Source organism: Rhodococcus opacus, assembly GCF_012396235.1.
Taxonomy (GTDB): domain Bacteria; phylum Actinomycetota; class Actinomycetes; order Mycobacteriales; family Mycobacteriaceae; genus Rhodococcus_F; species Rhodococcus_F opacus.
Genome location: NZ_JAAXPA010000006.1, coordinates 227,130 through 239,929, shown reverse-complemented (window position 1 = coordinate 239,929; position 12,800 = coordinate 227,130). Strand labels below are relative to the sequence as shown.

Annotated in this window: 10 protein-coding genes; 7 read left to right on the top strand and 3 right to left on the bottom strand. The window is 66.7% G+C overall.

Going from position 1 to position 12,800, the window contains the following annotated elements; genetic code table 11:
• Positions 1-328: 328 nt before the first annotated feature.
• The gene (locus HGB39_RS10415) at positions 329-1,129 is read left to right on the top strand and encodes an IclR family transcriptional regulator (RefSeq protein ID WP_043793547.1); all 801 of its coding nucleotides are present in this window, start codon (positions 329-331) and stop codon (positions 1,127-1,129) included.
• Between the two features lie 8 nt (positions 1,130-1,137).
• Here the strand turns inward: HGB39_RS10415 and HGB39_RS10410 are convergent, their stop codons facing one another.
• Positions 1,138-2,316 (bottom strand): NAD(P)/FAD-dependent oxidoreductase, encoded by a 1,179-nt coding sequence (locus tag HGB39_RS10410; protein ID WP_005573695.1) that lies wholly within the window; start codon positions 2,314-2,316, stop codon positions 1,138-1,140.
• Positions 2,313-2,657 carry a bifunctional 3-phenylpropionate/cinnamic acid dioxygenase ferredoxin subunit gene (locus tag HGB39_RS10405; protein ID WP_005253983.1) on the bottom strand — a complete coding sequence of 115 codons (345 nt, stop codon included), beginning with the start codon at positions 2,655-2,657 and terminating at the stop codon, positions 2,313-2,315. Before HGB39_RS10405 ends, HGB39_RS10410 begins: the two co-directional genes overlap by 4 nt.
• Before the next feature lie 198 nt (positions 2,658-2,855).
• On the opposite strand from HGB39_RS10405, the gene HGB39_RS10400 reads away from it, so the two are divergent.
• The 6 genes from HGB39_RS10400 (at position 2,856) to HGB39_RS10375 (ending at position 11,626) form a co-directional block, all read left to right on the top strand.
• Positions 2,856-3,668, top strand: a complete 813-nt coding sequence (locus tag HGB39_RS10400; protein WP_005573693.1) for an IclR family transcriptional regulator — start codon at positions 2,856-2,858, stop codon at positions 3,666-3,668.
• Between the two features lie 382 nt (positions 3,669-4,050).
• The gene (locus HGB39_RS10395) at positions 4,051-5,223 is read left to right on the top strand and encodes an aromatic ring-hydroxylating oxygenase subunit alpha (protein WP_005573691.1); all 1,173 of its coding nucleotides are present in this window, start codon (positions 4,051-4,053) and stop codon (positions 5,221-5,223) included.
• Entirely contained in the window at positions 5,220-6,866 is a 1,647-nt protein-coding gene (locus HGB39_RS10390; protein ID WP_005573689.1) for a BCCT family transporter, read from the top strand. Before HGB39_RS10395 ends, HGB39_RS10390 begins: the two co-directional genes overlap by 4 nt.
• Positions 6,863-8,383: an aldehyde dehydrogenase family protein gene (locus tag HGB39_RS10385; protein WP_005573687.1), complete on the top strand. Its 1,521-nt coding sequence runs from the start codon at positions 6,863-6,865 to the stop codon at positions 8,381-8,383. The genes HGB39_RS10390 and HGB39_RS10385 overlap by 4 nt, the downstream gene beginning before the upstream one ends.
• A 55-nt stretch (positions 8,384-8,438) precedes the next feature.
• Positions 8,439-10,007, top strand: a complete 1,569-nt coding sequence (locus HGB39_RS10380) for an APC family permease (protein ID WP_005253988.1) — start codon at positions 8,439-8,441, stop codon at positions 10,005-10,007.
• A complete protein-coding gene (locus tag HGB39_RS10375) occupies positions 10,004-11,626 on the top strand; it encodes a GMC family oxidoreductase (protein ID WP_005573685.1) in 1,623 nt (540 codons plus the stop codon). Before HGB39_RS10380 ends, HGB39_RS10375 begins: the two co-directional genes overlap by 4 nt.
• On the opposite strand, the gene HGB39_RS10370 is transcribed toward HGB39_RS10375, so the two are convergent.
• The gene (locus HGB39_RS10370) at positions 11,535-12,710 is read right to left on the bottom strand and encodes an alpha/beta hydrolase family protein (RefSeq protein WP_064080653.1); all 1,176 of its coding nucleotides are present in this window, start codon (positions 12,708-12,710) and stop codon (positions 11,535-11,537) included. The genes HGB39_RS10375 and HGB39_RS10370 overlap by 92 nt on opposite strands.
• Between the last annotated feature and the right edge of the window lie 90 nt (positions 12,711-12,800).

The window sequence follows — 12,800 nt, the reverse complement described above, 5'->3', positions numbered from 1 at the left end:
TGGTTGGGTGGGTGCCTGTGTGTGGCGAGGTAGCGGGAGATTCGGTGTTCGGTGTTGGCTCGAACGGCGCCGGGAAGAACTGTGAATTGCGAAACGGATCGGACTGATCCAACCCGACATCGACAACTGATATATCAACACATTAGGTCGGGAAGAGTAAGGGGGTCAACCCCGAATTGCGGGTAATTCCACGATGATTGGTTGAGGAAATAGCAGCAATTCCGCGATCGACCGCGGAAATGTGCACCGTGCGCGACGGTGATGACGCGGAACCGGGTGTGGATGGAGGTAACCGTCGCACGGTGATGTCGCCTATCCTGAAGTCGCGATGACTGAATTGGACGATAACTCGAATGGAGATCGGAGCCGGCCGTCCGGCGCTGTGCAGTCAGTGGACCGCGCGCTGGCGGTACTCGAAATCCTGGCCAGGCTCGGTACCGCCGGCGTCACGGAAATCGCCGACGAGCTGGGTGTCCACAAGTCGACCGCGTCGCGCCTCGTCGCCGTTCTGGATTCGCGAGGTTACGTCGCCCAATTGAAGAACCGGGGAAAATTCCAGCTCGGCAATTCCATCGTCCGTCTGGCCCGCACCGCGTCGCCGGACGGCGATCTGGTGCGGCAGAGTCAGGAATTGTGCGCCGAACTGGCGGAAACTGTCGGAGAGAGCGTCAATGTGTCGATACTCGACGGCAATCGATCGGTGAGCATCGTCAAAGCGGACGGTCCGTCCGGCGTCGGTACCAATACCTGGGTGGGTCAGAGCAGCCCGGCACATGCGACGGCGAGTGGAAAGTTGTTGCTGACGGAATTGTCCGACAGCGAACTCGCGGAGCGGGTGGGAGAAACTCCGATTGCTCTCACGGAGAAAACTCTCACCGATGTGCCTGCGCTCGTGGAATCGCTGAAAACCATTCGCGAGCGGGGGTGGGCGGAATCCGAGGAGGAACTCGAACTCGGGCTGAACGCGGTGTCCGTCCCGATCCGGGACTACACGTCGAAAATGATTGCTGCTCTGAGTGTGTCCGGCCCCGCCTACCGGCTGCTGCCGGAACGGTTCGAGGACGTCGCCCGCGCCGCACTCGACACGTCCCAGCAGATCAGCAGCCGATTGGGCTATGCCGTCTCGTAGCGCCGGCATCAGGCCCGCGACCTGGCGAGTTGCTTCTTGTACCGGGTGAACAGCCGGGGACTGTTCATCGCGAAGACGCCGACGGTGTCGCCGTCCCGGTCGTAGGTGGCCACGAACGTACCGGTTCCGGGGTCGCCGTCGACGAATCGGACCTCGTCGGTGCTGTGTCTCGTCCCGGCGAACTGCAGCATCTTGCCGTACTGGTGGGACCAGAAGTACGGGATCGCGGCGGGCCCGGACGGTGTGGCCATGATCGTGTCGGCGACGGTGGCGGCCTGTGCGACGGCGTTGCTCCAGTGCTCGCTTCGGTGGTGCACCTGGTGGGCGTCGTCGAAAGTCCGTGCGCAGTCGCCGATCGCGTACACGCCGGGCACGTTCGTGCGGCACGACGAGTCGGTGAGGAAACCGTCTTCGATCATCAGTTCCGAATCGCTTGCCCATTCGACATTGGGGACGGCCCCGATTCCGACCACCACGGCGTCCGCGGGGAGGATCGTTCCGTCACTCAGTTGGACGGCTTCGACCGCGTCGTTACCGAGCAGTGCGGAGACGACTGCCCCGGTGAGGAGCCGGACGCCGTGTGCGGCATGCTGTCCTGCGCAGATCGCCCCGAGTTCGATGCCGAGCGGGCCGGCGAGGGGCGTGGGCGAGGCCTCGACGACGGTGACGTTCAGGCTCATGCCGGCCGCGCTGGAGGCCACCTCCGCTCCGATGAAGCCGGCTCCCACGATGACGAGGTTCTGCGCACGTGACAGCGAATCCCGCAGTGCGCGTGCGTCGTCGACCGACCTGAGCGTGTGCACGCCGGCGAGGCCGGAGTGTCCGGGCAGGGTCCGGGCGCGCGCGCCCGTCGCGACGACGACGGCATCGGCGTCGAAGTGGGACCCGTCGTCGAACGTGACGCGGTGGATCCCGTCGGGGGAGCGAACCAGACCGGTGGCCGTTCGGTTCATGCGCCATTCGACGTCGAGTGTGTCGTCGTCGCTGTTCATCAACAGGAGGTCCTCGTCGGTCAGGTCGCCGGTGAGAAATTCCTTGGACAGGGGCGGCCGGTCGTAGGGCAGGGACTGCTCGCTCCCGGCCACGACGAGGCGACCTGCGTATCCCTTCTCGCGCAGTGCGCGGACCGCCGACAATCCGGCGAGTGAAGCACCTAGTACCACAATGGAATTCGGGACAGTGTTCATCGGGCGTCGCCCTTCTCTTCGAGATGAAGCAGCACGGTGCCGTCGACGATCGACACATCGTGTGTGCGGACTGCGATCTTGGCCGGCGGACCCGACGGCACTCCGGTGCGCAGGTCGAAGCACGCTTCGTGGAGCGGGCACTCGACGGTGCAGCCTTCGACCCAGCCGTCGGCGAGGGAGGCGTCCTGATGGGTGCAGGTGTCGTCGATGGCATACAGACCGTCGGAGGTGTGGAAGACGGAGATGGCAGCCATGCCCGGCGGGGTCACCGTGACGACTTCGCCCACGGGCAGTGTCACGAGTTCGCACACGGGGAAGGCCGTGGCGCCGGGGTGGGTCACAACTGGGGAATCGTTATCGAGAATCACTCGATACCTCCGAAAGCGTCGGGGAGGAAGGACAAGTTGTGGAGCGGTTGTTGCGCTATGCGCGACGACTTGCAAGGTGTGCAACACAATGCTCTCCGGTGCTGCCCCACGGTGTCAAGCATTCGCGTGTAAAAACTGCGTTCCCGAAGTCGGTGGGCATAACCTCGGGGCATGAGTGAATCCGAGGCAACGGCGCCCGCGGCCCAGGGAACGGAAGGAAAGGCGAAGACCGTGCACGCGGTGGAACGCGCCATCGACGTACTCGAGATCGTCGCGGCAGAAGGCCGTGTCGGCGCCTCGGAGATCGCCGTGCGGCTCGGCGTGCACAAATCGACCGTGTCACGCCTGATCGCATCGCTGCAGCAACGAGGATTCGTGGAGGAAGCGGGTGTCCGCGGCAAGTATCAGCTCGGATTCGCGGTGGTGCGATTGGCTGAGGCCACGGTCGCGCAGAGCGGGCTCGTCGAGGTTGCGCAGCCGGAGTGCGACCGCCTGGCCGACGCCTTCGGGGAGACGGTCAACCTCGCCGTGCTGGACGGTGCGGCGACCCTCAACGTGCTCGAGGCCCGCAGTGATCGCCACGTCGCGCTGCGTACGTGGGTGGGTCAGGTGACCCCGGCGCACGCGACCGCGACCGGCAAGGTCCTGGTCTCGGAATTGACGTCCGGCCAGCTCCGGAGCCGGCTGGGGCCGCACTTGAGCCCGCTCACTCCCAACACGATCACCGACTTCCGGGCGTTCGACGTCGAACTCGAGCGCGTGCGGTCGCGAGGGTGGGCGTCCACGGCCGAGGAACTCGAAGCGGGGCTCAATTCCATCGCCGTGCCGGTGCGGAGCAAGGTCACCAACCGGATCGTCGCGTCGATCTGTGTATCCGGGCCGGAGTACCGCCTCGCACCCGAGCGGTTCGAGGCCGTGGCGCTCGAACTCGCCGACGCGGTCGCGCGGATCGAAGCGCAGCAATCCGTCGGAACGGGTGACTGAACGCCCGGAAGTGCTTCTCCCTCAAGGTGGGACGAACGGATAGTCCCGTTTGCCCGGGTTTCGGCCGTCTGCGGTTAACGCGGTGTTTCGGTCGTGTCGCGTCCGCGAAAGAAGTGCCGAATGTGATGTTTGACACGTCCGCGGGCCACAGTCTAAGTTGTGTAAATCGCATAGCGTTGCTGATGACGCAACAATGCTGACGCCGCGATGACTCGGCAGGAACGGCTGCCCGCTGTCCGAACGGTCGCCGCGGATCGGGCACACATGTCGTCACACTCGGCAACGACGCCCCTTGCGATCTGCGCTCCCTACGCACACAGACATCAGGTCACAGCTCGACCGACACGCATCTTTCCCGGCAACGAAAGAAACGGTGACATCTATGTCCGCTCCGGACGTCCAAGCCCCCGCTCCCGCCTCCGCGCCCGCACCGGCACTGATCCCCACCCTCGGTGGCCGGTACTACACCGACGCCGACATCTTCACGGACGAACAGGAGAACCTGTTCGAGGCGATGTGGTTCTGCGCCGTCCGCGCCGCCGATCTCGCCGACCCCGGAGCCTTCCGGAAGGTCACGGTGGGCCGGGAGAGCGTGCTCCTCGTCCGCGGCCGCGACGGGGAACTGCGCGCCTTCCTCAACATCTGCCGGCACCGCGGCGCCATGCTGTGTACCGAGGACGAAGGGCAGATCCGCAGAAACCTTCAGTGCCCCTACCACGCGTGGACGTACGGACTCGACGGCAAACTGGTGGCGGCCCCCAACATGGCCGCGCTGCGGGACGAGACCGGAGCCGACATCGACCGGGTGCGGTACGGACTGGTGCCGGTCGCGCTTCGCGAATGGCTCGGCTACGCGTGGGTGTGCCTGGCCGACGAACCGCCGTCGTTCGAGGACGAGGTCGTCGGCGCCGTCACCGAACGACTCGGTGATCCGGCGGCCATCGACCGGTACCAGATCGGAACCCTGGAACTCGGCCGCCGGATCGTCTACGACGTCGCGGCCAACTGGAAGCTGATCATCGAGAACTTCATGGAGTGCTACCACTGCGCGACCATCCACCCGGAGCTCACCGAGGTACTTCCGGAGTTCGCGGACGGCCTTGCCGCACAGTACTTCGTGGGGCACGGTGCCGCCTTCGGTGACGACGTCGAGGGATTCACCATCGACGGAAGCGGCGGATTCGACTCGTTGTCCGGCATCAGTCCCGACCAGGACCGTAAGTACTACGCCATCACGATCCGGCCGCAGGTCTTCGTCAACCTCGTGCCCGACCACGTCATCTTCCACCGCATGTACCCCGTGTCCGCGGATCGCACCGTCGTCGAATGCGACTGGCTGTACTCCCCGGAGGTCACCGCCTCGGGTCGCGACGTCTCCCGTTCGGTGGAGCTGTTCCACCGGGTCAACCAGCAGGACTTCGACGCCTGTGAGCGGACCCAGCCCACGATGGCGTCGAAGGCGTACCGGAACGGGGGTGTGCTGGTGCCAGCGGAACACCACATCGGCGAATTCCACGACTGGCTACTCGAAAGGCTGAGCGGGGATCCCCGATGACCTACGCCGGCGAGCAACCGAGGGTGACCGACTCTCCCAGGGTGAACGATGTCGATCCGCAACCCCGGCACCAGGAGCAGGAGCCGGCGGCGCCGTCCGGCGGCGAGGGGCGGCGGAGCGTCGACAAGGTGGTGTTCGGCACGGCCGCGGCGCTCGGCGTCGGACTCATCCTGTGGGGACTGCTGGCACCGGAGAACCTCTCGGTCGTGTCGACCGCGGCGCTGGACTGGCTGGTGGCCGACCTCGGTTGGCTGTTCATCGCCGCGTCGTCGGCGTTCGTCGTCTTCTCACTGTTCCTCGCGTTCTCCCGGTACGGCCGGATTCCGCTCGGCCGCGACGGTGAGAAACCGGAGTTCCGCACGGTGAGCTGGATCGCGATGATGTTCAGCGCCGGCATGGGAATCGGATTGATGTTCTACGGCGTCGCCGAACCGCTCGCCCATCTGGTGAGCCCGCCGCCGGGAACGGACGGCTCGGTGGGGTCGGCGATGGCCACGACGATGTTCCACTGGGGGCTGCATCCGTGGGCGATCTACGCGGTCGTCGGGTTGTCGATTGCGTACGGCTCCTACCGGCGCGGCCGCAAGCAACTCATCAGCGCCGCGTTCTTCCCTCTCCTCGGCCGCCGCTCGGAAGGCGCCGTGGGGAAGGTCATCGACATCCTCGCGATCATCGCGACGATGTTCGGCACCGCCGCGTCGCTCGGGCTCGGCGCACTGCAGATCGGTTCCGGCCTCGAGATCATCGGCTGGATGGACAACGTCGGCACGTTCGCGCTCGTTGCCCTCGTCGGGCTGCTGACATTCGCGTTCGTCGGTTCGGCGGTGTCGGGAGTCGCGCGGGGCATCCACTGGCTGTCCAACATCAACATGGTGCTGGCGGTGATTCTCGCGCTGTTCGTGTTCGTGCTCGGTCCGACCGTCCTCATCCTCAATCTGCTCCCCACCGCGATCGCGGACTATGCGGCGCAGCTCGCCACCATGTCGGGACGGACGGCCGCGAGTGCCGGCGACGACACGGCGTCCTGGTTGTCGTCGTGGACGATCTTCTACTGGGCGTGGTGGGTGTCGTGGACTCCGTTCGTCGGAATGTTCCTCGCCCGGATCAGCCGCGGCCGCACCATCCGGCAGTTCGTGATCGGCGTGATCGTCATTCCCACCTCGGTCAGCCTCGTGTGGTTCGCGGTGTTCGGTGGCGCAGGCATCGGACAGCAGCAGGACGGAGTCGACCTGGCGGCGCGCTCGTCGACCGAAGGCCAGTTGTTCGGGATGCTCGACCATCTGCCGCTGACCGGATTCGCCACCGTGCTGGTCATGGTGCTGGTCGCGATCTTCTTCGTGTCCGGCGCGGACGCCGCGTCGCTGGTGATGGGCACGCTGTCGCAGCGGGGTGCACGAGAACCGAGCACGTGGGTCGTCATCTTCTGGGGAACCCTCACCGGGGGCACCGCGGCACTCATCCTCTGGACCGGCGGCTCGGACGCCCTTCAGGGGCTGCAGACGATGACGATCATCGCGGCGGCGCCATTCCTTCTGGTGATGATCGGATTGTGCTTCTCGCTGTATCGGGACGTCTCCCGTGATCCGCTCATCGTCGGTACATCGAAAAAGTCTGCACACGAGAGGGTTTCGGACACAGTATGAAGATGTCGGCACTATCCGCGGATCTCGACGTCCCGAGGTTGTTCGGGAAGGTGAATTTCATCGCGGGGGAGTGGGTCGCGGCGACGTCGGGGCGCACCCGCGACTGCATCGACCCGGCAAGCGGGAACGTGATCGCCACGGTCGACGAGGCGTCGCCCGAAGACGCCGGGCGAGCCGTGCTGGCGGCCCGGGCGACCTTCGATGCCGGGGACTGGCCGGAGACGGCGGTCGCCGTGCGATCGTCGCTCCTGTCGCGCATTGCAGATCTCCTCGAGCGCGACAAGGAGGAATTGGCGCGGATCGAGACGCTGGACACCGGTAAGACTTTGGTGGAGAGCCGAATCGACATCGACGACGTCGTCTCGGTATTCCGGTACTACGCCCGGCTCGCCCTCGTCTCCAGCGACCGAGTGGTCGACGTGGGTGACCCCGCGGTCGTCTCCCGGGTCGTTCGCGAACCGATCGGGGTGTGCGTCCTCATCGCACCCTGGAACTACCCGCTGCTCCAGATCTCCTGGAAGGTGGCACCCGCGCTGGCCGCCGGTTGCACGATGGTGCTCAAGCCCAGTGAGGTCACGCCGCTGAGCACGATCGCGTTCGCCCGGCTGATCGAGGAGGCGGGTGTGCCCGCCGGTGTCGTCAACCTCGTGCAGGGCAGCGGCGCCGACCTCGGCCCCGCGCTGACCGATACCGGTGACGTCGACTTCATCTCGTTCACCGGTGGACTCGCGACCGGCACCACCATCCTGGAGACGGCCGCGAAGCACGTCACGAAGGTCGCCGTGGAACTGGGCGGGAAGAACCCGCACATCGTGTTCGCGGACGCCGAATGGGAGTCCTCGGTCGACCAGGTGCTCACCGGCGTCTTCCTGCACTCGGGGCAGGTGTGCTCGGCCGGGACGCGGCTGATCGTGGAGGAGTCGATCGCCGACGACTTCGTCGCCGCCCTCGTCTCACGCGCCGAGGCCATCCGCGTCGGCCCGGGGCTCGATCCCAGCAGTGAGACCGGGCCTCTCGTGTCGGCGGCGCAGCGCGACAAGATCGAAGACTATGTGGCACTGGGTATCTCCGAAGGTGCGACGCTCCGGACGGGTGGCTCCCGGCCCGCCGATCCCGCGCTCGACGGCGGCAGCTACTACCTGCCCACCATCTTCGACCACTGCGACCGCTCCATGCGGATCGTGCAGGAGGAAACGTTCGGGCCCATTCTCACGGTCGAGAGATTCACCACCGAGGAGGACGCGGTCCGGCTCGGCAACGACACCGAGTACGGCCTCGCCGCCGGAGTCCGGACGTCGGACGCCGCCCGGGGCGAACGGGTGGTGCGCCGCCTGCGCCACGGGACCGTGTGGCTCAACGACTTCGGCTACTACACGGCGGCGGCGGAATGGGGCGGATTCAAGAAGTCCGGCAACGGCCGCGAACTCGGACCTGCCGGGCTCTCCGAATACCAGGAAGTCAAACACATCTGGAACAACACGACCTCGCCTGCCGCGGGTTGGTTCACCGCGACCTGACGTGCCCCGGCAGGGCGCGCGAGCAGGCCCACTCAACTTCTCAGGAAGTGATCGAATGACCAGTACCGACAATACGACCGGCGATCACGACAGTGGACTCGAGGATTTCGGCTACAAGGAGTCCCTCGATCGCAGTATCGGCAAGTTCGCGAGCTTCGCCGCGGGCGTCAGCTACATTTCCATTCTGACCGGCACCTTCCAGTTGTTCTACTTCGGATTCGGCACCGCAGGCCCCGCCTACCTGTGGTCGTGGCCGCTGGTGTTCGTCGGCCAGCTCGCCGTGGCACTGTGCTTCATGGAGCTGGCCGCCAAGTATCCGATCGCCGGCTCCGTGTACAACTGGGCGAAGACGCTCGGCAGCAGAATAGTGGGGTGGTCCGCGGGCTGGCTGATGCTCACCGCGTCGATCGTCACCCTGTCGGCCGTTGTGCTGGCGCTGCAGCTCAACCTGCCGCGGCTGTGGAGCGGCTTCCAGATCGTCGGTGACGGGACCGGAGAACACGACTTCGCCACCAACGCCGTCATTCTCGGGACCGTGATGATCGGCTTCACCACCGTCGTCAATGCGCTCGGTGTCCGTCTCATGGCGATGATCAACAGCGCCGGTGTGTTCATCGAAATCATCGCGGCGGTGCTGATCGCGATCATCCTCGCCGCCAACATGACCCGCGGCCCGCAGGTGTTCTTCTCCACCCACGGGTACGGCGCAGGCGAAAGCGGTGGATATCTCGGCGCGTTCCTGGTGGCGACGCTCGCGTCGGGCTACGTGATGTACGGCTTCGACACCGCGAGTTCGCTGGGCGAGGAGACGGTCGAACCCCGCCGCACCGCCCCCAAGGCGATTTTCCGCGCAATCCTCGCGTCGTTCGTGATCGGCGGCGCGATCCTCGTGTTCGCCGTGATGGCGGCACCCGACCTCGACGATCCGAAGATCGGCGCGTCGGACGGCAGCCTGCAGTACATCGTCGAGCAGGTGATGTGGGGGCCGCTGGGCACGATCTTCCTGGTGTGCATCGTGATCGCGGTGACCGTCTGCTCGCTGGCGGTGCATACCGCCGCCATCCGGCTGACCTTCGCCATGGCCCGCGACAACGCACTCCCGTTCGGCGAGCGGCTCGCCCGCGTGCACCCGAGAACGCGGACACCCGTCGTGCCCGCGGTGACGATCGGGGTGGTGGCCGCGCTGATCCTGGTGGTCAACATCGGCCAGCCGCACATCTTCACCGTGCTGACCTCCATCGCGATCATCATGATCTACCTGGCCTACCTGATGGTGACCGGACCGATGCTGAAGAAGAGGCTGCGGGGTGAGTGGCCGCCGCGGGACCTGAAGGAGGGCGGCTACTTCACGATGGGCAGATGGGGACTACCCGTCAACATCGTCGCGCTCGTGTGGGGAATCGGGATGGCCCTCAACCTTGCCTGGCCGCGGGAGGCCGTGTACGGCGAACCTTGGTACAACACCTGGGGCGCCTTCGTCTACATCGGCGTCATCCTCGGGTTCGGCCTGCTGTGGTACCTCACCACCGGCCGGCACCACATCGGAACGTTGACGTCACACTGCGCGGCGGTGGTAACGCCCGCGCCGGAATCCGAACCGAACGACAAGGAGCTCGCCCGATGACCGACGGCGAATCGAAGAGCACTGCAGGGGAATTCGACTACGTGATCGCGGGCGGCGGCAGCGCGGGATGCGCTCTCGCGGCGCGTCTCAGCGAAGACCCGTCGGTGACGGTGTGCCTGCTCGAGGCGGGCCCGTCCGACGTCGGGGACCGCGCGATCCTCGAGCTGTCCCAGTGGATGCATCTTCTCGACTCCGGGTACGACTGGGACTACCCCGTCGAGCCGCAGGAGAAGGGCAACAGCTTCATGCGGCACGCCCGGGCCAAGGTTCTCGGCGGCTGCTCGTCCCACAACTCGTGTATCGCATTCTGGCCGCCCGCCGAGGCACTGGACGACTGGGAGGCGATGGGGGCGTCGGGCTGGGGTGCGCGTGACATCCTCCCGTACGTCAGCCGGCTGGAAAGCAACGACGCCCCCGGCGACGGCCACGGCCGCAGCGGGCCGGTGCGGCTGCGCGACGTCCCGCCGAACGACCGGTGCGGCCGAGCGGTTCTCGACGCCGCCGCCGCCGTGGGACTGCCGACCGTCGCGTTCAACCGCGGCGGAACGGTGCTCAACGGCGCCGGGTGGTTCCAGATCAACGCGTCCGAGGACGGCACCCGGATGTCGTCGTCGCACGCCTACCTGCACCCGATCCTCGGAACCCGGCCCAATCTCGAGGTTCGGACCGGCTGCTGGGTGAGCGAGATCCTGTTCGACGAACAGCAGACGGCGACGGGCGTCCGGTACCAGCGTCCCGACCTCACCGGCTACGACACGGTGTCGGCACGACGGGAGGTGGTGGTGACGGCCGGGGCCATCGACACCCCGAAGTTGCTGATGCTGTCGGGTATCGGTCCGGCGGAGCATCTCGCGGAGTTCGGGATTCCCGTGCGCGTCGACTCGCCCGGAGTCGGCTCGAACCTCGACGATCACGTCGAGGGGCTCGTGTTCTGGGAGGCGTCCCAGCCGATGGTCACCGAATCGACGCAGTGGTGGGAGATCGGCCTGTTCGCAACCACCCGGGAGGGCCTGAACCATCCCGACCTGATGATGCACTACGGCAGCGTCCCGTTCGACATGAACACCCTGCGGTGGGGTTACCCGACCACCGACAACGGATTCTGCCTGACACCCAACGTCACTCAGGGCCGCTCCCGCGGAACGGTCCGGCTGCGGTCGCGGGACTTCCGGGATCGCGCAAAGGTCGATCCACGGTACTTCACCGACAGCGAGGGCCACGACGACCGGGTGATGCTGTCCGGGGTGAAGCTGGCCCGGAAGATCGCCGAGCAGAAGGCGCTACGCGGGTGGATTGCCCGCGAACTGGCGCCGGGACCCGATGCGGTGACCGACGCCGAGATCCTCGACTACATCCACAAGACCCACAACACGGTGTATCACCCCGCGGGCACGGCACGTATGGGCGGTGTCGACGATCCGATGGCGGTGCTCGACCCGGAACTGCGGGTCAAGGGGGTTCGAGGACTGCGAGTGGTCGATGCGTCGGCGATGCCGAAACTGCCGCACGTCAACCCGAACATCACGGTCATGACGATGGCCGAGAGGTGCGCGGATCTGCTCCGCGGCCGGGCCGGGGCCGGGCTGCGGGCGGCGGAGTCGGCGTTGTCCGAGGTCTGATCCGGGCGTCGATCGCCTCGGCGGTCCTTCGCCAGATCTCGCTCTCCGGATCGACGACGGTGAAGTGATCGCCGGGCCCCTCGATCCGGACGATGTCGTCGGGGGTCGCCGCGGCGGCTTCGTGGTACTCCCTGCTCATCTCCAGCATGTCCGGCTCGTCGTCGACGGCGCACACCACCAGCTGAGGGATGCCCAGCGGCAGTCGAGCGATCGGCGACGACCGTTCGTACGTCGCACGGTCGCCGGCCCAGTCGCTGCCGACGGCGTCCGCCACCGCGCCCTCACCGAGGTGGCGTTCGCCGGCGAGTCGCAGATTCAGCACCCCGGCGAGGCTGACGGCCAGTGCCGGACGAACCGCTGCCTCCTCGGCAGCGGCGTCGGCGGCGGCGCGGAGCGCGAGCTGAGCACCGGCCGAGTGGCCGAGGATCACGAGACGCTCCGGGTCCGCCGACGGGACGGTCGCGACGGCCTGCACAGCGTCGGCGACATCGGACGCCATTGCGGCCCAACGGTTCTCCCCGCCTCGCCGGTACTCGACGTTGCAGGTGACGTACCCGCGGGCCGTCAGGTCGACTGCCAGCGCGTCCATCAGGTCGGACTCCCAACGAGGACGCCAGAATCCGCCGTGGATCAGCACGACGACGGGGAAGGGGCCGTCGCCATCGGGGATCCGCAGTTCCACTCGCTGATCGGGGTGGTCGCCGTACCGGACGATCCGCCCGGGGTGGAAGCGGTGGTGGTACCAGCTGTCGACGGCGTAGCGGAGTCCGTCGAGTCCCCGCCCCCGGATGTGGACCCGGGCGCCCGCCGAGCGGTCGGCCTCGCACTCTCCGAAATCGACGCGGATCGCCCCGCCGGCCGGGGCGGTGAAGGATGCCCCGGCGCCGGGCACGACGACGAACTCGCCTCGCCGCGCCGCCGACCGCACGGCCCGCTCCAGCCCGGCGGTGTCCGCGGCGAACGTCAACTCACCGGTCAGGCCGCGTGCATCCAGCGCCCGGCCCACGAGTTCCTCCGCGGTTCCGCGGTGTGCCACCACGCCGGGGGCGAAGACGATGTCGACTCTGCGCGCTGGTTCGGTCACGAGCCCACCGTACTTTTCGCTGATGACATCTGTATAGCGGTCGCCACGATTATGTAATATGAAGGTCGGGAGCCCGGTACTCGAATACCA